16 protein-coding genes and 1 tRNA gene are annotated in these 20436 nt (G+C 49.5%); 11 read left to right on the plus strand and 6 right to left on the minus strand.

What is annotated here, in order from left to right; all coding sequences use genetic code 11:
- The 7 genes from MCP_RS12860 (at position 1) to MCP_RS12890 (ending at position 7982) form a co-directional block, all read left to right on the plus strand.
- Positions 1-1290, plus strand: a complete 1290-nt coding sequence (locus tag MCP_RS12860) for a glycosyltransferase family 4 protein (RefSeq protein ID WP_128860070.1) — start codon at positions 1-3, stop codon at positions 1288-1290.
- A 2-nt stretch (positions 1291-1292) separates the two neighbouring features.
- Positions 1293-2507, plus strand: coding sequence for a prenyltransferase/squalene oxidase repeat-containing protein (locus MCP_RS12865; RefSeq protein WP_012901283.1), 1215 nt, complete (start codon positions 1293-1295; stop codon positions 2505-2507).
- A 10-nt stretch (positions 2508-2517) separates the two neighbouring features.
- Positions 2518-3705: a glycosyltransferase family 4 protein gene (locus tag MCP_RS12870; protein ID WP_012901284.1), complete on the plus strand. Its 1188-nt coding sequence runs from the start codon at positions 2518-2520 to the stop codon at positions 3703-3705.
- Complete coding sequence (locus MCP_RS12875) at positions 3665-4819, plus strand: glycosyltransferase (protein ID WP_012901285.1); 1155 nt, start codon at positions 3665-3667, stop codon at positions 4817-4819. The genes MCP_RS12870 and MCP_RS12875 overlap by 41 nt, the downstream gene beginning before the upstream one ends.
- Positions 4820-4982: 163 nt before the next feature.
- Positions 4983-5954: a polysaccharide deacetylase family protein gene (locus MCP_RS12880; protein ID WP_012901286.1), complete on the plus strand. Its 972-nt coding sequence runs from the start codon at positions 4983-4985 to the stop codon at positions 5952-5954.
- A complete protein-coding gene (locus MCP_RS12885; RefSeq protein ID WP_128567223.1) occupies positions 5930-7246 on the plus strand; it encodes an oligosaccharide flippase family protein in 1317 nt (438 codons plus the stop codon). The genes MCP_RS12880 and MCP_RS12885 overlap by 25 nt, the downstream gene beginning before the upstream one ends.
- Positions 7233-7982 carry a hypothetical protein gene (locus tag MCP_RS12890; protein ID WP_128567224.1) on the plus strand — a complete coding sequence of 250 codons (750 nt, stop codon included), beginning with the start codon at positions 7233-7235 and terminating at the stop codon, positions 7980-7982. Before MCP_RS12885 ends, MCP_RS12890 begins: the two co-directional genes overlap by 14 nt.
- Before the next feature lie 63 nt (positions 7983-8045).
- Here the strand turns inward: MCP_RS12890 and MCP_RS12895 are convergent, their stop codons facing one another.
- From MCP_RS12895 to MCP_RS12910, 3 genes are all read right to left on the minus strand, one after another.
- Positions 8046-9956 carry a hypothetical protein gene (locus MCP_RS12895; RefSeq protein ID WP_012901289.1) on the minus strand — a complete coding sequence of 637 codons (1911 nt, stop codon included), beginning with the start codon at positions 9954-9956 and terminating at the stop codon, positions 8046-8048.
- Positions 9957-10274: 318 nt separating this feature from the next.
- A complete protein-coding gene (locus MCP_RS12905; protein WP_331369593.1) occupies positions 10275-11567 on the minus strand; it encodes a nucleotide sugar dehydrogenase in 1293 nt (430 codons plus the stop codon).
- 271 nt (positions 11568-11838) lie between these two features.
- Positions 11839-13548 (minus strand): sialidase family protein, encoded by a 1710-nt coding sequence (locus MCP_RS12910; RefSeq protein WP_012901291.1) that lies wholly within the window; start codon positions 13546-13548, stop codon positions 11839-11841.
- Positions 13549-14339: 791 nt separating this feature from the next.
- Here MCP_RS12910 and MCP_RS12915 point away from each other — a divergent pair.
- Complete coding sequence (locus MCP_RS12915) at positions 14340-15218, plus strand: DUF1616 domain-containing protein (RefSeq protein ID WP_158301493.1); 879 nt, start codon at positions 14340-14342, stop codon at positions 15216-15218.
- Positions 15219-15575: 357 nt separating this feature from the next.
- On the opposite strand, the gene MCP_RS12920 is transcribed toward MCP_RS12915, so the two are convergent.
- Positions 15576-16448: a glycosyltransferase family 2 protein gene (locus MCP_RS12920; protein ID WP_231845215.1), complete on the minus strand. Its 873-nt coding sequence runs from the start codon at positions 16446-16448 to the stop codon at positions 15576-15578.
- Positions 16449-16781: 333 nt separating this feature from the next.
- Between MCP_RS12920 and MCP_RS12925 the strand changes: the two genes are divergently transcribed.
- Complete coding sequence (locus MCP_RS12925) at positions 16782-17189, plus strand: transposase (protein WP_012901294.1); 408 nt, start codon at positions 16782-16784, stop codon at positions 17187-17189.
- A 385-nt stretch (positions 17190-17574) separates the two neighbouring features.
- Here MCP_RS12925 and MCP_RS12930 read toward each other — a convergent pair.
- Positions 17575-17649 (minus strand) — tRNA-Thr (locus tag MCP_RS12930).
- Positions 17650-17882: 233 nt separating this feature from the next.
- Here MCP_RS12930 and MCP_RS12935 point away from each other — a divergent pair.
- Positions 17883-18389: an Lrp/AsnC family transcriptional regulator gene (locus tag MCP_RS12935; protein WP_012901295.1), complete on the plus strand. Its 507-nt coding sequence runs from the start codon at positions 17883-17885 to the stop codon at positions 18387-18389.
- Positions 18390-18406: 17 nt separating this feature from the next.
- Here MCP_RS12935 and MCP_RS12940 read toward each other — a convergent pair whose 3' ends face one another.
- Positions 18407-18856 carry an Lrp/AsnC family transcriptional regulator gene (locus tag MCP_RS12940; protein WP_012901296.1) on the minus strand — a complete coding sequence of 150 codons (450 nt, stop codon included), beginning with the start codon at positions 18854-18856 and terminating at the stop codon, positions 18407-18409.
- 165 nt (positions 18857-19021) lie between these two features.
- On the opposite strand from MCP_RS12940, the gene MCP_RS12945 reads away from it, so the two are divergent.
- The gene (locus MCP_RS12945) at positions 19022-20416 is read left to right on the plus strand and encodes an ATPase domain-containing protein (RefSeq protein WP_012901297.1); all 1395 of its coding nucleotides are present in this window, start codon (positions 19022-19024) and stop codon (positions 20414-20416) included.
- Positions 20417-20436: the final 20 nt, after the last annotated feature.

Below are 20436 nucleotides of genomic sequence, written 5' to 3' on the forward strand. Positions count from 1 at the left end.
ATGGAGCCGGTGCACTTGGGTAACAATAAGATCCTCCTGGTCACTCAATTATACCCGCCTGAAAGCGGTGGTAACGCTTCAAGAATATCGGACATGGCGGATGGCCTGAAAAATTTGGGCGCAGACATTTCTATACTCAGCCCTGTGCCCACATTTCCCTTCGGGTCTTTCAAGAGGACGTGGAGGCCATGGGTCCGAAAGAGCGAGCGAGAGATTGATGTGACCAACCTGTGGACGTGGCAGCCATCTTCGGTGGACCCGGGCTTCGCCAGCCGTATCACCTATTATCTGGTATACGCCGTCCATGCGGCCATATGGGCGCTCGTGCACAAGGGTAACTATGATATCATAGTTACGTCAGTTCCACCGCTCTTCGTCAACCTGGCGGGACTATTGCCGGGCCTTGTTTTCGGGAAGAAGTGGGTCATTGATGTCCGAGACCTCTGGATTGACGCTTCCATTAGCCTGGGCTTCATTAAAAAGGACAGTATCATGGAAAAGTTGAGCAGGCTGTTTGAGCAGCTTTGCTACACCCGTACGGACCTCATCTGCGTAACGACCGAGGAGACTAAAAAGAAGATACTAGCCCGATATGATCATTTACAACCTGAAAAGATAGTCGTCGTGCCCAACGGCGTGGATATCTCGCGCTTCTACCCACAGGGAGAAAAAAAACCCGCGCAGCTCATCTATACGGGAAATGTCGGCTATGCGCAGGACCTGGAGACGGCCGTGCTTGCCATGGGAACCGTGGGCCGGACTCACCGCGCCCTTTTGTTGATCGTGGGCGAGGGCGATATGAAGGAGCGATTGAAAAGCCTGGTCCAGGAAAAGGGCCTGGGCAATTATGTTATCTTCAAGGACCTTGTGCCCAGGGAAGAAATCCCCCGGCTGATTTCGGAGTCCTATCTGGGGCTGGCGCCTCTAAAGGACATTGAGAGCTTAGAATACGCAATACCGTCCAAAGTATACGAGTATATGGCGTGTGGCATCCCATTTGTCGGTTGCGGCAAAGGCGAGATCGTAAACATCGCGGTCAGGTCTAAGGCCGGTATCATTACCGATAATGTCCCCGAATCCATTGCCGACGCCATCGGCAAGCTGCTGGACGATCCGGGAAAAGTCGCCGGGATGGGCCGTGGAGGGAGAGAATACGTGACGCAATATTGTGAACGGAAAGCGATCGCCCGTAAATTCTACGAGTATATCGTCGAGGCGGGAGCAAGGCATTCAATGGAAGCCAGGACAGATGGATCCGGTTGTACCCTAAATAATTACACGAGCAGGTAGATATGCAGGAGATATCTTACGATCAGCACGCAGTATGGCCATGCCTGGCAGAACTTTATGGCTCGCTCCTTGAGAGTACGCTGGAGTACCTTATCGTCGAAGGTGATTACGCCTACGTACATGACCCATATTTTAACCTGAATCGATGCCGTGTCACAGCGGAGGTCTGTAAGTCCATGATCCGCTCGGGCGGAAACCACTTATTGGCGGAAAAAATGGTGGACTGGCTCGTCTCCCGTCAGAATGATAATGGCTCATGGAATGAACTGCACCCCCGGTTTTCTAAGCCATCTGCATTGGTCACGTCGTTCGTCGCCGAAACGCTACTTTTGAAAAAACGAGCGGGCTCGCTCAGCGGCCGGCAGGAGCAGAGCCTTCGGCGAGCTGCAGAGTATGTCTTATGCTCCGAGGTCGGCCCCGGCTATTTCCGAAAGAATGCTTCCTATATGGCCGATTACCTGAACGTGGATGCTTCGTGCGGGGCCTTTCTTGCGCACTATGGTCAGGCGTATCACAACCCGACATATATGGAAGCAGCCCTACGGGCTGCCGATAATTGTATTGGCCACCAGGCGTCGGACGGGACATACCCCTACACAACGTCCGAGGGAGGGACGCCAGAGCGCTATCCGCTGGACGTGCCCTGCGCGCACTACCAGGGCGTCACGATCTATTACCTGGCCAAGCTGCAGAAATGCATACGAGATCGCCGGCTTGAGTCATCCATACGCCATGCCGGGGGCTGGCTGGCGAGTATCCAGGGAGCGGACGGCAGCTTTGACTGGTCTCGGAGCGGCCTCATGTTCGCATATTACCTCTCGGGCGCGTACGCTTTCGCCGCCGCAGCGTTCGACTATTGCGATCTCACCCGTAACAGGGGCTTATCCATTACAAAGATGATAGAGAATAAACGGAGTATCATGAATCGCTGGGAAGGCGACTCCTTCCTGACGCTTCCGCGGGATGCCTATACGACCTACCGATCGTCGATGGTCGGAAGTTTCCCTGCCAGGCATAGGCTATTCCGGTTCTGCTATGGGCTCTACCGCCAGTGTGCCCGGCGCAGGCAAAGCGACCGGATTGAGGATGGCCCCTTCAACGTATTATCGAAGATATTCAATATAAAGACGTCCACGATAGACCCGTTCGCGAACTACCCGGACCTCTTTATGACCAGCGAGGCACTGGATTGTCTCGGTTATATGCTATATGGATAAGGTGAAATATATGTACGACGTTCTGCTGGTCTCGATAAACTACCCGGACATATACCACGCCTGGGCCCAGTGGAACCGGAACGCGAACCTGGCCATCTCGAAACTCCCTGACGTTAGGGTTGAGATCGTCGTGCCCCGGCCCCTATCGCTGCCCATCAAATACCTTCCGTATAACGAGATGTGCCGGATCCCGGCGATGCGGCAGAGCGAAGAGGGATTGGTCCATTATCCCCGTTTTCCATATCTGGTCCCGAAAAAGCTCTTATACGGTGTGACGGGAGACCTATACGGCTATTGTGTATCGCGATACGTCTATGGCCACATATCGAAAAAAGACCTCGTTCACTGTCACCATATATACCCGGACGCGTACGGGATGCTTGGGCTTTGCGAAAAGTGGAGGGTTCCCCTCGTGGGGGACATCCATGGCGACTCTTTCTTCACGGATTATGCGGGCGATACCGGCCTCGGCCGCCGCATCCGTAGGACGGTGCACGCCTGCAGCAAGATCGTCTGCGTTAGCCACCATATCCGGGAATTGGCACTCAGGGCGGGGGTGGATGACGCGAAGCTCGCCTTTGTCCCACTTGGGATCGATACTGGCCGGTTCAGGCCGCGGGACAGGGAACAGATCAGGCGTGAGATGGGCATCAAGGAGCACCATATTGTCTTATACGTGGGACAGCTCCTGAGGAAAAAAGGCCTCTATGACCTGCTGGAAGCCATATCGCTGCTCACCGACCGTAATGACTGTAAGTTCGTGATCATCGGCAGCGGCCCCGAAGAGGAGGGGCTTAGGCGGCGTGCCCGGCGCCTGGGCATCGAAGGGCAGGTGCAGTTCGAGGGCCAGAGGCTGGGTGAAGCGTTGAGTAAATGGTATTCGCTCGCGAACGTGTTCGTGCTCCCCTCCTGGACGGAGGGCAGGCCCACGGTAATCTACGAGGCCATGGCGAGCGGATGCGCCGTGGTGGCCACGGACGTGAGCGGCATACCGGAGCAGGTTAAAGATGGTTACACTGGGCTGCTAGTGCGGCCGAAGGACCCGGTCATGCTGGCGGAAAAGCTCGCCTTACTCCTGGACAGCGGCGAAAAAATGACCGAGATGGGGCAGAACGGCAGAAAGCGGATACTCGAAGAAGATTGGACCTGGGAAGGATATGCAAGAAAAATCGATAGGGTCTACACATCGGTCCTCTGATCGGGCGGAAAAAGTCCTGCTGATCACCGGGCCATCCTCGCAGATATCGGAGATTTTCACCCGAAATCTACTATGTATCCTCAAGCGTCTGGCCCGCGTCTCGTTCATCGGCCACCTGGGCGATCCCGAAGCTCTTGTCGGGCTTGAGGCACATTATGATGTGTCGCGCCCATTCGCCAATAGCAATATCGTCTTTCGCGCCCTGAACTACCTGTTCATCCAGGTGCGTATCGCGCTCGACGCCATTGGAGAAAATGACTCCAGGGCTGCCATATTTTTCCTGTCCGACAACCTGGTCCTGTCCATGGTCCTGATGAAACTGATTCGGCCCAGGATGAAGATCATCTCATTCCCCGGTGGCCGCACCTGCGAAGCCTATATGCGAAAGAAAAGTTTACTCTACTACCCTTTTGTGCTCCTCGAAAAGGCGTCGTATATGCTCTCGGACCGCATTATCCTTTACTCTCCGAACTTAATTAGCGAGTGGCAACTAAAGAGCTATGGGGGGAAGGTATTAGTCGCGCACGAACATTTCCTGGACCTCGGCCTGTTCAGTATACGGGAAGCCTATGCATCCAGACCACCGGTCATCGGGTACGTCGGAAGGCTGAGCGAAGAGAAGGGCGTACTGGAGTTCGTTCATGCGATCCCCGATGTGCTGAAAGCACGGAATGACGTGAGGTTTCTGATCATTGGCCAGGGCCCACTATCGGAAAAGATTAAAGGCTATCTGGACGAGCAAGGGCTAAGCAGCCAAGTTACCATGATCCCATGGGTGCCGCATGACCTTCTACCCGTATACCTAAATGGTTTAAGGCTCCTCGTCCTGCCTTCGTACACTGAGGGGCTGCCTAACATTATGATAGAATCCCTAGCCTGTGGTACGCCTTTCCTGGCTACGGCTGTCGGAGCGATCCAGGACTTCATCCAGGATGGCGTGACCGGCTTCATCATGCCGGATAATGCGCCCAATCACATTTCGGGCGACATCATCAGGGCATTAAATAGTAATGCGTCCGGAGAGATTGTCGTGAACGGTAGGCGCCTGGTCGAGCGTGAGTTCAGCTATGGCGCTACAGTGGAAAAATATGCCCGGATATTAAAGCAAATATGAATTTTATCGTGATATATTAGCATGGAATTAGTATAAACGATGATTCAGGTAGTCTCTACCTTATTGGCATCTACTGGATCAGGTAACTATGTAAATACTTATATAGTAAGATAATAATATTTAATCAATATATTATATGAAAACCGATAGGTAAGATGCCGCTATGGATGTAACCATCGTATGCCACACGGAATTCGGACATGTCATAAATCGGGAGATTTCATACACGAAGAATGCCATCGACGGCGTTAGCGTCGGTGTTCCCAACCTGATCAAGCTCGCCGATAAATATGGCGCAAAGGTGACCTTTGCCGTGATGCCCGAAGTAGTAGAGCATTTTCCGAAGCCCATGAAGCATGAGATCGGGCTGCACGTACATCCCGGCTGGACCGAGTACGATAAGCTTGGCGAGCACTGGTGCATAGGCGACGCCTATCTGAGAGACCATTGTAAACAATCGATCAACTCGCCGGGACTGAGAAACTACGCCTATGAGGAGCAACTTGGCATGATCAAAGCAGGCAAAGATCGCATTGAGGACTTTTTTGGCGTGGAACCCCGCTCCTTTGTATCCGGCCTATGGTCCGCTAACAATGACACGATTAAAGCGCTGATCAAGGCGGGATTCGCATACGATTGTTCAACACTTCTGCGATTCAGGCCGTCCGTGTACGACTGGTCCGAACTGAAACGTATATGCCTGCCATATCATCCCCATCAGGATAATTACCAGAAACGTGGTGATCTGCCGCTGCTGATCGTTCCGACATCCCAGACACTGCTCCGGGAGAACGTGAATCCCGAGGTGGTGCCCATCCTGGGACTGGGGTGGCTAAAAGCCTGTTTTAAAGAATACTACCGCCAAGGAGCCCCATTATTCAATATATGCCTTCACTCTCCCTGCATGAACGACTCATATTTTTTAAATAACATGGACTCCCTGCTATGGTTCATATCGAAGCACAAGGTTAATTTCAAGTTCATTTCAGAGGTCGGCGATTATCCCGAGCACACCGTGAAGACGAGCCTGACCCCGTATGTCCTGGGCATCAACAGAGATTTGATACACACGTTCGTGGAGAAAAAGGTCCTGCCAAGGAGAATCACATCGTGGAATACAAATACATCACACTAGCCGCGATCAGCCGCACCTATCGGTTTGTTTTTCATAAGGACTTGAACAAAGACTTCCTATTATTTTTAAAAAACCTGACGTACGTTGTTTCGGGTGCGCTGCCTAGCATCGTCCTGTTAGCCATATTCAATATCCTGGCGGCGAGGTTACTCGGTCCTGCCGAATATGGTAAGTATACGCTGATCCAGTCCATAGCCGCCTTCATCGGACTACCGATGATCATGGGGTATCACACGACCATCGCTAAGTTTCTTCCGGAGAGCAAGGATTATGCGACGATCTCGAAGACCGTCTCCTCGGCGTATATCATGACGCTCCTCTTCACGCTTGCCACGATCGCCGTATGCCTGACCTTCATGCAGGACCTATCGAAGGCCTTCAATATCCTCCCCGAGTTTCTGATGCTGGCCATCATGTTCGCGGTATTATACACGTTCTATTTGCTCAACATGAATACCATCAGGGGCTTGATGGAGATGAAGCTGTACTCCATATTTCAAGTGGCGTATGCGGCGTTGGTACTCGCAATCTTTCTCATCTCCGTCCTCGGTGGGCCGATCACGTTCCAGTCCATTTTGTATCCCATCTTCATCTCATATGGCGTCACGGGCGCAGCCATTTTCCTATTGATTCGAAAATATCTGGTCTTAAAGATCGACAGGTCCTGGTTATTCCGGCTAACTAAATATAGCATAATCTGTGTGGTCGGTGCCGTGTCATACACGGTCTATTCCAACATTTCCCAGGTTTTGATACACATCTACATGACGCCACATGACCTCGGCATATACAGTGCATACAGCCTGGCCGCCATCAGCGTGACTTCCCTGATGATAAGCACTTTTATCACGGTCTTTTTCCCCACGGCTTCACAATACAATGATAAGGGCCCGATCTTCACCATGTTCTTCAAGCTTTTACCCTTCATTGTTATCCTCGGTATTCCCATGCTCATTTTCTCGGAGATCGTGGTACTGTTTCTTTACGGGAACCAATATACGACGTACCTTGACCTGGTGTTGCTCTTCTCCGTAGCTGGCGTGAGCCAGTCTATACAGAACCTCTACGGCTGGATATTGAACACCGATAGCGATCGGGGCGTGAAGATCAGCAGCGCAGGCGGGATAATCCTGGCCGTGGCGGCCCTGGTATTGAACCTAGTCCTCATACCGGTATGGGGCATCCGAGGAGCTGTCATCGCCCTGATATTATCCTATCTGGCCACATTCCTGATCATGACGTGGTTGACCAATCGTTATTATAGGACCGGTGATCTCGTTGCTGGAAACTGAATTGAAAATAATGCCGATACTGTTAAAATACAAGGAGATCTGGTTCAGCGATCACCTATACGACGTGAGGGGTTACGATTGCGTAATTTTCAGGAACTGCGATAAGATGATGGAGTGGCCCGGCTTTCGCCGGTCCGAGTCCACTACGATTATCATGGACCTCTCAAAGAGCGAGCAAGAGCTCTGGAAAGATATGAGTGAAACCAATTGCAGAAAGCCTATTAATCGTGCAAAAAAAATGAAAGTTACAATAAAAGTAAACCAACACTATGAGGAGTTCTCCGAGATTAACCGCGCGTTCCGGAAGGAAAAAGGCCTGGCCCGATGGGACCCGAGCATAGATTTCATGAAAAAGTACGGGACGCTATTCGTCACCGAGTATAATGGCGAGATCCTCAGCGGCCTCTTCTGCCTTAGCGATGAGAGGACCATGATGCAGTTGATCACGAGCTCGAAGCGCCTGGAGTCCTCGAATGAGAAAAAGAAAGAGATCGCCAATGCTAATAAGTTGATGATATGGGAGTCGATTATCTACGCGAAGAGGACTGGCATGAAAATTTATGACTGGGGTGGATACTACACGGGCGAAGTACGCGATATCCAGAAAGAACGGATCAATGTTTTTAAAAGAAGCTTTGGGGGAGAGATCGTGACGAGATATAACTATCACAAAGATTACTCGCTGCCGATGAAACTAGTGAAAGCTATGGAATCGATAATCAAAATCAAGGTTTAATTTTTTGCGGTCATTTGCAGGCGATAGCCCTATTAATGCCCATCGCCTGCGAAAAGTTAATCTTCAGCCATTATTACCCAGGTAAGGCGTCGACTTATGATTGGTCAGCCACACATCGTCCTCGCCGCTCGAATATAGCTTAAACAAGCCGGCATCGTTTTCCAGGTTGCTGAAATCCTGGAGCGTATACCTATACTGTGCCATATCCGGCAAAACGTCGATGTATATGCTCTTATCCTTATTCGTCAGCAGGACATATGTGTCGAAATTGAAGGCGCTTGCCAATGATGTGCCATTAAGGTAGCCGAAGTGGTAGGGCAGGCTCAGGTTCACATTGTTTTCTTTATAGGTAGATGGGTATACTCTGGGGAGCAACTGCGATGTATCATCGACCGAGATAAGCATGTCAGCATACCGGTATGGCGGGGTTTGTATGCTTGTGATGCTGACATTCAAGGGCCGATCACTCAGGAGCCATCCCATTGTCTGTACATCCTGCCTCGTCGTACCCATGTTGGGCTGCATCGTATAAGGCGAGGGATATAGTGTTAGTATGCCATTTCCGTATAAACCCACCATGAAGGCCAATAACAGCCCCAGGCAAAGGAGCGGTATAACGCGCCCTTTTAAAGTGCCGATGGCGCTTATGACCTTATACAAGAGGAACCCGACGAAGACCGTGCAAATTATAAAGATGAAGAATATGAGCCGCGTCGGCGAGAATCCCAGGTTTAGCGAGTAGAACACGAGTATCAACGCGCAGAATGCGGTGAAGGGGGCATACAACAGGAGCAGGTAACCGATCTTTTTTTCCTTAAGCATATGCCGGATTATAAGTGGCAGCGCGATGAGGGCGATGGCCACATACGCGATTATGCTCAGCTCAATTTTTGAGATGTATACTGCTAGGTCCTGAACCGGCGCCTTACTCGCCGCGGTTAGCACGCCCGTCATCTGCGTAGGCCCGCCGAACTCCAGTAGTTTCATCACGTTGGCGAGCGTATGATCCCATACCTGGAAGCTGCTGATCCAGAGAAGGAACCAGAGGTTAAGGCTGAGCACGATTTGCGGCTGCATGTGCACCTTCTTCAGCATGTCGATATTCTTTATGCCGAGCGGTTTGAAACGGTTAAGGCCGATCAGCACTTTCTCAAATGACCAGACCAATGCCAAGGTCGCTATAAGTCCGATGACCAGGACCGGGTGAAACGGTACACTTACTAAAAGTAACAGTAATGATAATATGCCCCAACTCAGGTCCCTCTTCCAGAGGAAGAACACGAATATGGCCAGGGGGAAGAAATAGTTAGCCAGTATATAGGGTATGAACCCCAGGTAGAACGGATTATAATAATCCGCTATGATCAGGAAACTTGACATCAGCGCGAGTATGCTCATGCCCTTATTATTCAGGAAACCGTGGATGAAGAGGTACATGAATCCAATAAAAAGCAGTGCCAGGTACAGCGGGATAAGATTTTGTAGCGGCATGATGCCCTGGCCGGTCATCAGCGATAGTTCGGCCGTATAAAAGTGGATGACCGGATATATCAGGTCACTCTGGAATAAGCCGTTCGGCGCATGCCCATCGCGGAGTATTTGGTTGATGTACCCGATGTGCGTGGAAGTATCCCCATTCCCATCCAGCATGTAGTAACCCCGGATAATAAACACCGACAAGCATAGAATGAAACACAGGAGCATCAATAAAAACCCTATTGCCCAGCGATTATTGCGCTTATATCCCCGGTTAAAGATCTGGCTGAATATGATCGCCACACCCGAAGCGATGCTTATGATGATCGATATCCAAAATATCTGGGGTGTCGAGCTATATATCGAAGGCTCATATCCCTTCGAAGGGGTATTCCATGCGGCGATCGCCGATACCGCTAAGAGAATAAGGCATATGCTCGCCAGTATCTTGATCGTAAGACCGCTGCTGTTGTTGCGTAGTATATTATCGGGGATCATGGCAACCAACCCATTGCTACATTATGCAATATAGAATAATCGGTTATATAATATATAATATTATCCATTAATGATATTTATTAATAATATTTATTCTAAGTAATACATTTGACATGCAGAATGGCAACAGTCCGGCTCCTATGGCTGCCCCGGCATTCAGTTCGTATTGCGGCACAGTTGTATAAAAATATTTAATCCTTAATATCGGAAAGTTCTGCCCGGTGTGAATTATTAAATTGCCGGAGCCCGGAGTTTGCACGGCCGGAGGATCTCATTACAATAACCTCGTATTCCCATGAGAAGACGGGGCTCCATGCCCTATGATACTTTTGCCATCGATACCGGCTTTTTCGGGGGCACGTATACCGGATGTGCATTTTCGGAACAGCCGAGCTTGACTAGGTTGAACGTGCCATCACTTTTTACAACGTTTCGGGTATCGAGGACGTTCCTGTGCCGGGAATTATCCAGCAGGTGGCCAAAGTCCAGTTCCTTGAACAGATCGTGGTCGGAGATGATCACGATACAGTCAGTGCCGCGGACCGCATCTTCCATGCTTGACAGCGGCATCTCGAAGCGGCTGACCAGTGGGTCATATGTGCTCACGAAAAAGCCTTCGCTCTCCGCCAGCTTGATAAATTTGAGCGCCGGGGTTTCGCGGGCATCGTCCACATTGCCTTTATATGCGACACCGAATACCGTGATCTTCGGCCGCCGGATATTTTCCGTCATGACCTTGACCTTAGAGAGCACGTAGGCCGGCATTGAGTCGTTGATTTCCCTCGCCGTGTTGATGATCCTGCAACGGTTTGTAGCCTCGGTGAGGAACCAGGGATCCACAGCGATGCAATGACCGCCCACCCCGGGCCCTGGCTTCAAAATATTTACGCGCGGGTGGTGATTTGCCAGGGAGATGGCTTCCCATATGTTTATCTTCGCCTCCTCAGCCAGAATGGCGAGCTCATTGGCCAGCGCGATGTTCACATCCCTGTATGTGTTCTCCATGAGTTTAACGAACTCCGCCGTGGTTATATCCGTCGTATAGATATTACCCTTCACGAACGTGGCATAAATTTTCCTGGCGAGCTGTGTGGAAGCATCGTCAATGCCGCCGATGATCCGATCGTTATAAGCCATCTCGTGAAGCGTGTTACCCGGTATCGCCCTTTCGGGGCAGTGGGCAAGATAATAGTCTTCGCCAGCTTTTAGCCCTGACTTTTCGAGGATCGGCTCCAGCACATTAATGCAGGCGCCGGGGGAGACCGTCGACTCCAGTATGACGATGTTGCCCTTCCGGAGGTGGGGCACGATCGACTCCACGGCGGACCGGACGAACTTCAGGTCCGCCATCCGGACTTCCTTGTCGAATGGCGTCGGAACGCAGATTATGAACGCATCGGCCGGCCGTGGTGTGGTGCTCGCCGTTATGCCCGATTGCTCGAGCAGGCGGTCCAGCCCGGGTTCCTTAAATGGCATGATCTTATCATTGATCTTATCGACCACGTCCTTTTTAACGTCTACGCCGACCACCTCGTTCTTCTCAGATAGCAGAATCGCCGTGGGCAATCCTATGTATCCTAAACCTATAACGCATATTTTCATGTGTGACATCACGCTGGCCAATAAATATTTTATTTTATTATATTTTTTATTAGATTATTTTTAATATAATATTAAACTTGTGGTGTAGGCTTTACCTTAGCATATTTTTATAGACTAACCCCATTGTCACTTACCAAAATAAAGAATAATACGGATTTATTAATTAGTCAGACCCGTGGATACTAAGGCAAATGCGCTGTGCCTCCATCTCTAGAGATGTCAGGCCCAAAATGACCGTGGATCCTTGATTTTATTTAGCATACAAATACCACATAATCTGCTAAACCGGTTTGTTCGTGAGGATGGCGTTATCCACATACATGCTCGAGTTGACAGGGTTCGAGGTCAATATAATATACACAATACCATTACCCAGAGTAGAACTCGGGGCAGTCACCGTAACCGTCCTAGCCTTATAAACTCCTGGCGTGAGCCGCGAGACATTATCCACATACAAATTAAGAGAGTTCGAGTTCCAATCCCCGACCTTCGTCACCACCGTGCACGCGTTACTGACATCCAGATCGTAGGTGAACGTCAACGTATCACCCGCACTCCAGCTCAACCCATACTGATACAACATCTCCCACTGATCACTAATATCCGAACCAGAAAACACCCGGGCACAATACGTACCGTTAGAAGCCCAAACCGTACTCTGCGTCAACGTGCCCGTAGTCCCCTGCCTCAAGAACTTCAACGGGGTAACACCCGACTCGAAACTCGGATTACTCAACAAATTAACCCCAGACGGCAAAGGAGAAGGACTAGGCGAAGGACTAGGCGAAGGAGACGGAGACGGATTTCCCGATCCTTGTAGCTTACCGTAAATTAATGAGGACCCGTAGTCTAAATAAATTATATCATTTTTTTGTTCTATAACATTTGCGTAAACTTGTCCGTAAGTGAATATTGCATTACCAGATACCGAATATCCGCTTGGTACTGGTGTGATTATCACATTATTTGATTTAGGAATTAGTTCCAGGCCGTAGACAACATTATTTGGATCCTGGACCACGTTTTTAACGCCTACGCAATAAACCCCGTTACGGTCAGGGCCACGTATCGTGTTAAATCCTCCAGTGGCGGATACTTGTACGTTAATGGGCCAGGTTACCTCTGTATTCCATGTTTTGCCTCCGTCTATGCTCGTTAAAATGTAGGCGTTGTTATCCTGGTTGCCCGCCTCGACATAATTAATCGCGATAAGCGTTCCGGATGGAGAGCCTGCTATACCCCACATGGCGTGCGGGGACGTATATACCATGGTATATTTGGACATATCCGATAATGAGGCATAATATACGCCTGCAGTTGGCGGGTTGCTATCGCTGCCCCACCATACATGTCCATCAGGGGTGAATATGAGATTAAGGCAACGATAAACCTGGCTTCCACTGGCATTAAGCATCTTGGCCCAGGTGGCACCGTTATCGCTGCTTGTCCACCACTGTACTTGAGAATTCTCATCCCCGCTCGTGGCATACCATTTACTATTATATGGATCGTATTGCACGCAATGCCAATGCCTGATATCCTTCGTGGAGGTCAGTGTTAATACAACATTCCACGTGGCCCCACCATCCGTACTTCTAATTAGCCTGCACATCCCAGCATTGAGAATGTACTCGCCAAAAATAATGGTCTTGCCATTGCCACCGACCCCTCCATATAAGGGTGAAGAAAAACTACCAAGGTTGGACGTATCGCTCTGGGTGAAATCGATTCCATTACTACTATAAAATATCCTGCCGTCGTCGCGAAATGCGACCATGTCACCCGTATCAGTAATCAAGCCGCTCGATATAAAACTCGGCCGTGCACTAAATAAAGATTGGTAAATATATGAATTGTCTTGCATATAAGATACGGCATATGCACTATGGATCGATAAGATCAAGAAGGATGAAAAAAACAGGATGAGTACCGTTAACAATTTTTTATTACGATACATTGAATTCTTTAAAATAATATCCGGTGCTGGCATTTCATACCTCAGATTACCCTCAATATTTATCATTGGTCGACGGATAGTGGGATTTGTTTGTTTATGGTCGCCATTCCATTGTAGCCTTAGTTTGTAAGCGAATACTCAGTAAGATATTGTATTTATAACTGAAATTTTATTTTAATATACAAAATTATAATATGTTGCAGCATTTTAATCGGTTTTAGGCCAAACGTTTGTAATAATATGATATAAGTCGCAAATCAGAGCATTTTATAACGTTTTTATACTCCATACAAGTAACAGAGAAAATACAACGATTTAAACACGGCCATTGTGCCCCCGGAGAAATATAAATTTAATATGATGCGAGCCAGAGAAGAGCAAAGACAATATAAACGATCAATTAATAGCTTTGCGACCGTAAAGAAGTGCATGAATGGTCCATATAACCGACGTGCTGCGGCCGTTTTGTTTACAAGGACAATAGTTATAACATTGACCTGATCCTGGACCATGGCACAAATGGTCGTAATGGGCTATTAGGGGCAGGCACAGTTGCCGTTTTTACGATGAAATAATATTGATAAATTTTTATATAAAAATACTCAATCAAATTGTTGCTGATTAATCGGCGATAGTGGGCTAAACTCCGATTTTTTCAACGCAAATAGTTAAAACCGCCGCAATATAACTCATATCGTATCCCGGCAAGCGCCCGTGGTAAATGCTATAGCTATATGAGTGATAATATGCCAAAACTACCATCAAGTAGCAATACAGACCATCGATTAACAAACGCATCAAAAATCGTCCATTTCATACTGGATATGGACATTGATCTAAAGCTTACCATTGTGCTTGCGTTCCTGGCTCTCACATCGATATATATACCGCAAATCAAGGGGACGGCCCTCATGACTATCCTGGGACTTTTTGTCGTCGTGGTTGCGCCCGGGTATGCGCTAGTCGCAGCATTATTCCCCGGCAAGGCGGCTATTAACGGCAACATACGTATTGTGATCTCGCTGGGTATGAGCGTCATTATCACAGCTCTCATCGGGCTCGTGCTCAACTTCACGGCCTGGGGCATACGCCTTGAGCCCGTGGCAATAAGCCTGTCTTACTTCTCGATCATCGTTGCGCTGATCGCGAATATGCGCAGGTTAGGGCTGAACGAAGAGGACCGGCAATCACCGCATATAAGGGAGACTATCTCATTAATATTTGGAGAGGCATTCCCCAAAGAGGTAAGGTTTTCGGATAAGGTGGTAACTTTTGTGTTCCTCGTGTCCATGGTGCTATCAATTACCGCCATCGGGTACGTCATCGTATTCCCTCAGAACGGGGAAAAGTACACCGAATTCTATATACTGGGGCCGGACGGTATCGCGGAAAACTATACGACTAATTTCAGATTAGGCGATAACGGGACATTCATCGTCGGCGTGGTGAACCACGAGCAGAAGAGTCTCGCATACAATGTGCGCGTGGTGATGAACAACGGTTTCGACCAATCGACGCTTTACACTGACCAGTTTACCCTCGCCAACGACCAGACCCTGGAGAAGGCGGCCCGGATATCTCCGGATATCACGGGGACGAATATGAAGCTCCAGTTTTTCCTGTATGCCGATGGTAACATGAGTTCACCCTATCGTGAATGCCACGTATGGGTGAACGTGACCCAGCCAGCAGCCATATCGTGATGCTTAAAACCTCCTTCGCTCCATCTTACCCATCAATAACACCTCTAAGATGCGCCTTAACTACCGGTCCACTAAAACGGGAGCAGTCCACTTTGTGTATTTCGAGCCTTACGTGGGATATAAAAGAATTCGTGTTTTCGTGATACCGACCGATGAGCCATACGTGCGTCGCATAGAATAGAAACGGCAGAAAAATCAAGCACGGAACTACGGGGTATTTTAAACCAATCGTTTTCCCGGCTTTTAATCCGGCCTGCACAATTTCTATGATTAACGATAGTGCCGGCCGTTGCCATCCTGGAGTCCTGTAATCTTTCTGGCGTACCTTCAAAAGTCGAAAAAATTATATTTGTAGAGTCAATTTAGCTTTGATGCTCGGGGAGCGATGCCTAGAAATGTCCGGATCACCAGAGCCGTGAAGACGCCGAGAGTTCCGCCGACCATACATACCATGATGACTATGAACCGTATTAGGTTATCACTCGTTATGCTGGAAAAAGCCAAGTATGAGCCGAGCACTAATAGTATAAGACCTAGCAGCCCATAGAAGAGCTGGAGCTTAGACCGGGACGAGAATCTAGCTATCGAAGCCAGCACCTCGATGCCGTGTGCGACAGGATTCTTACTAGACGTGTCCTTAATATCATAACGTGCACGGATTGGCACTTCAGAGATATGGAGCTTTAACTTCGCTGCCTTAATTAGTATTTCAGAGCCGATGCCCATCCCGGCATCTTCCAGGTCGATCTCGGATAATGCCTTTTTCGAATAAGCCCTGAAACCGCTCTGCGTGTCCGTGACTTTTACACCTGAGCTGATTATGGTAGCCATATCGAGCATCTTCATGCCCACTTTCCGGTACGCGGGAATATGCTGGTTCTTCTCGTTACCATTGATAAACCTTGAGCCTATGATGACATCGGCTCCCGTCCTATTCATCTCGGCAATGAGTAGCGGTATGTTATCCGGGTCATGCTGTCCATCCCCGTCGATCGTGATCATGGCGCTGACTCCCCTGGCCCGGGCGGCCTCAAAGCAGGACCTGATGGCTGCCCCATATCCGCCATTTTTTTCATGGGATATGACCTCTGCACCGACGATCCGGGCCACTTCAATCGTATGATCTCTGGAGCCATCGTCGATCACGACTATATCGTTCGAATATTTCTTACACTTTGCCACAACGCTACCGATGGCGATCTCCTCATTATAGGCCGGGATCGCCACCATTATTCCCACGTTATTTCCTGGACTTATCGGCTGTTTAATGACTTCGGGCCGTGTTTCTACGCACTTAGGTGGAATTAGTTCTTTGAATGACCGCATAGTTTCGTTTCGTATCATCTAAGTACCCTTTATTATTATAATCATTATTATAATGTATTCAATTATATAGATTATGGTTATTGAATAATTGATTATTTAGTGAACAGTTGGGTATTTATTTATTATATATGGTTTTTTTAAATTTTTGTGCTGTGTTGAATTAGGGTGGTTGGTTTTGTGTTTAGGGTTTGTTGGGTAATGTTAAGTATTTTAACATTTGTATAATTATTTTCTGGGATGTCTGGCAGATGGGGTAAGAAGTACGTGGATAAGCGCGATTGGCGGTCGAGCGACCAGAATCTTGTTGATCGTGGTGCTTTTTTTCTTGACCACTCGGTTTTGGAGAAGTGGAAAGAGGGCGTTGACATGTTGAATGAGGGTAAATACGTTAGGCAGTACGAGTTTCCTGACGGGTTGATCTATTGGGCTGCCATGCAGCACGCTGTCCTGGGCATGCCTTACCGGCAGATAGAGGGGTATCTTAAAAAGTATTTTGAGGGAACGGGCCTCAGAGTGCCTGATTATACCACGTTGTTTAGGCGTATCAGGGCCCTCAAGTTCGACCTTGAAATATGCCTTGAAAAAAAAGAACTGGTTGTAGCTGTTGACAGTACCGGCATCAAGGTCAGCCATCGTGGCGAGTAGAGACGGAAGCATCAGGGGCGGAAGAGGCACGGGTGGGTCGAACTCCACGTAAGCGTCGACCAACCATCCAAACAGGTACTTAGTTTCAGGGTTACCGGGAGCATGCACATGATAGCGGTAGAAGGCTTCTTCTCCACGTTCAAACAATTCTACGGGGAACACCTAAAAGCCACCAGCCCCATTGGAATGCTAAAGATATCATCATGAAACTCCACTTCTACAACAAGCTCATAACCTACAAAGGAGTAAGCACTAACCGATAATCAACATAGCAGATTTTTGAGGTAATGATTAAGTGGGGCTTTTAACCATCCTTTTCGATTTCGTCATCCGGCTATTTATCAAGATTCGTTTTGAAAACAAGGACATTTGGTTAAAAAACAAAAGCCCCTGGCAAGATTTGAACTTGCGACTTACTGATTACATGTCAGCCGCTCTGACCAGACTGAGCCACAGGGGCACTCTGCATAGGATAAATATATAAGCGAATGTTTAACCATTGCTCGCAAAAACCACGGAAAAACAGTATTTTCATCCATGATGAAATAAATTGCTGATATTTCGCCAAATAAACGAGTCGTTGATAAAAATTTATAATATTATGGCTAAATATGATAATAAATTTACTAGATTAGGAAAGGTATATATAAGTATAGTAAGCTATTGTTTATGTTATTACCGGAGCGCTCGTTAATGAGCACGAAATTTAAGGGAAACCTGGACGAAACGGATATCTACATCATCCGAAAGCTTTGCGAGAACAGCAACACGCCCCTCGCCTGCATCGGGGACGAGCTGAACGTTTCGCCATCCACGATACACAAGCGGATCAACCGCCTCGTAGACGGCGGCGTGATCGAGCGCTTCACAATACTTTTCGACCCCGTGATACTCGATTTAAAAACAGTCGCCTTCGTGGGCATCGAGCTGGAGCGCAGCGCCCTCACGGGCAAAAAGAAGGACGAGGTCATCGTCCAGCTCACGGGCATGCCCGAGGTGCTCGAGATATACGAGACGCTCGAGCCCTTCGACCTGATGCTCAAGCTCCGCACGAACAACGTGGACGTGCTCCGCGAAATAATCGGAAATATTTCCAGCATCGCGGGCGTGCTGAACACCAACACCATACTCACGACAAAAAAGATCCTGGAAACGCCGCTCAAGTACGATGCGGTCGACCAAAAAGCGGATAAAAATTAGTTCTAGACGCCCACGCTTTAGTGGATGTCCACGTACGACATCTCGCGGATCGACTCCATGATGATGATGGTCTCATAATCATTGATACCCATGGGAGCTACTTTTTCCTTGAGGACGCGCTTCAGCTCGTCATAGTCCCATGTGGCGATGAGGAACGTGAGATTGTATGCGCCGCTGGTGTGGTACACCTGGAGGATGTTGTCGACACGCTTGAGCTTCCGGGTCACCTCGTCGAGCCTGCCGGAGTCTACCTTGCACTTGATGATCGCATAACAGTCGAGGCCCGCCTTCTTCTTGTTGATGACGACCGTGTAGCCCTTGATCACGCCTTCTTCCTCCATGATGCCTATCCTGTCCCGGACCGTGGACTGAGCGCGGTCGATCTTCTTGGCTACGTCCTTGTAGGTCATCCTTCCCGACTGCTGCAGGATGTTGAGTATCTTTTTGTTCATTTTGTCGATCTTCATCTCATCGTCCCCGGTTTTTATGTGCTAAATTATATTTATTAGATACATAAGTATATAAATATTCGTTTTTGAGGCTGGCGCCCGACGATGGGGCGCTCCCTTACTTAAAATACTTATATTAACATCGTCCAATCAATATAATACGATTCAGAAGGATGCCAGAGCATGGGATTGGCCACAGTGAATACCGATATTGCCGGGTTCGACGCGCTCCTCGGAGGGGGCATACCGAAAGGCTCGACCGTGCTCGTTTCCGGCCCGCCCGGCTCGGGCAAGACCGTGATGGCGCTCCAGTACACGTTCAACCAGGCCCGGAAGGGCGGCCGCGTGCTTTTTGTAAGTACTTGCGAGCTTTTATATTCAATTAACAAGTTCGCTTCCACGATGTCCTTTTTCGACCTGGGCCTGGTGAGGACCGGCGTAAACCTCGACTTCTACGGCCCCCGCGAGGAGGGCGGCTTCGTCGAGTTCTGGGACTACTCGCTCGGGACGATCATGGAGGGCGAGTGTACGGGCGATATCTTCGACGTCATCCAGGAGCGGGTCAGCTCCCACCGTATCGATCACCTGGTCGTCGATTCCATTACGGCCGTGCATTTGTTCCTCGGCAGCGACGTGGAGCGGCACCAGAAGCTTTTATTGTTCTTAGGATGGGCATCCCGCTCGGGATGCACGACGATATTTACCGCGGAGCGGGATGGCGTGGAGCGCATGCTCGTCGACGCCATCGTAGACCTGAGAAGGCATGGTGCGGGAGCCCCGGGAGGGCTCGAAGTGTCGCTCAGGACGATCGAGGTCGTAAAGCTCAGGGGGCAGGAGCACTGCTTCGGGCGGTACTTATACAACATTTCAAAGGACGGCGTAACTGTGCTTGACCCGGGCACGGGCAGCCCGCCCGCGGGGGAGACTGCGAAAACCGGCATCTCTGACCTCGACGATATAATATCGGGGATGCCATACGGCTCTTCGTGGCATTTCGAAGTGCGTGAGGAAGCGCTCTACAGGCCCATAATGGATGCGATGATAAGGGAGACGCTCGCCTCCGGCGACGGCCTTGTATACATGGCATCGGCGGGCGATGACCTTTCGCTCGAATCGTTCAGGAAGCGTTTCGGGCCCGAAACGGAGCTGAAAGGCCGTCTGGCCATCATGGACCCCTTCAACATTCCCGTGCCGGATAAGCTCAAGGAGTTCGTGGTCACGGCAGATATGGGAGAATCGGGCCATGCATCGTCGAGGCAGCGCCTGATGAAAGGCAAGCGGTGCCGCATCATCGCCAACGCTGGCAGCATGGAGAAAGCTCTCGGCGTTCAAGAGGCATTGAAGACGCTCGATTATGCGCTGGGCCGTGCCCGGGGCAAGAGCGACATCCTGGCCGTATTTAGCGGCCCGGCGTGTACGCTTTCGGCCGATATTTCGGCATCGTCTGACGGTGTGGTCGACGTCTGGGACTACGGCGGCTATGCGCTGCTGCGGGTGAGAAAGGCGCCCTACGCAAAAAGTTTTGAGCCCTATGTCGCCCGGCTCGAAGATGGGCAGTTGCGGCTGAAGCGGCTCTAAGTAGAGATATTTTTAAACTT

Source organism: Methanocella paludicola SANAE (genome assembly GCF_000011005.1).
Classification (GTDB): Archaea; Halobacteriota; Methanocellia; order Methanocellales; family Methanocellaceae; genus Methanocella; species Methanocella paludicola.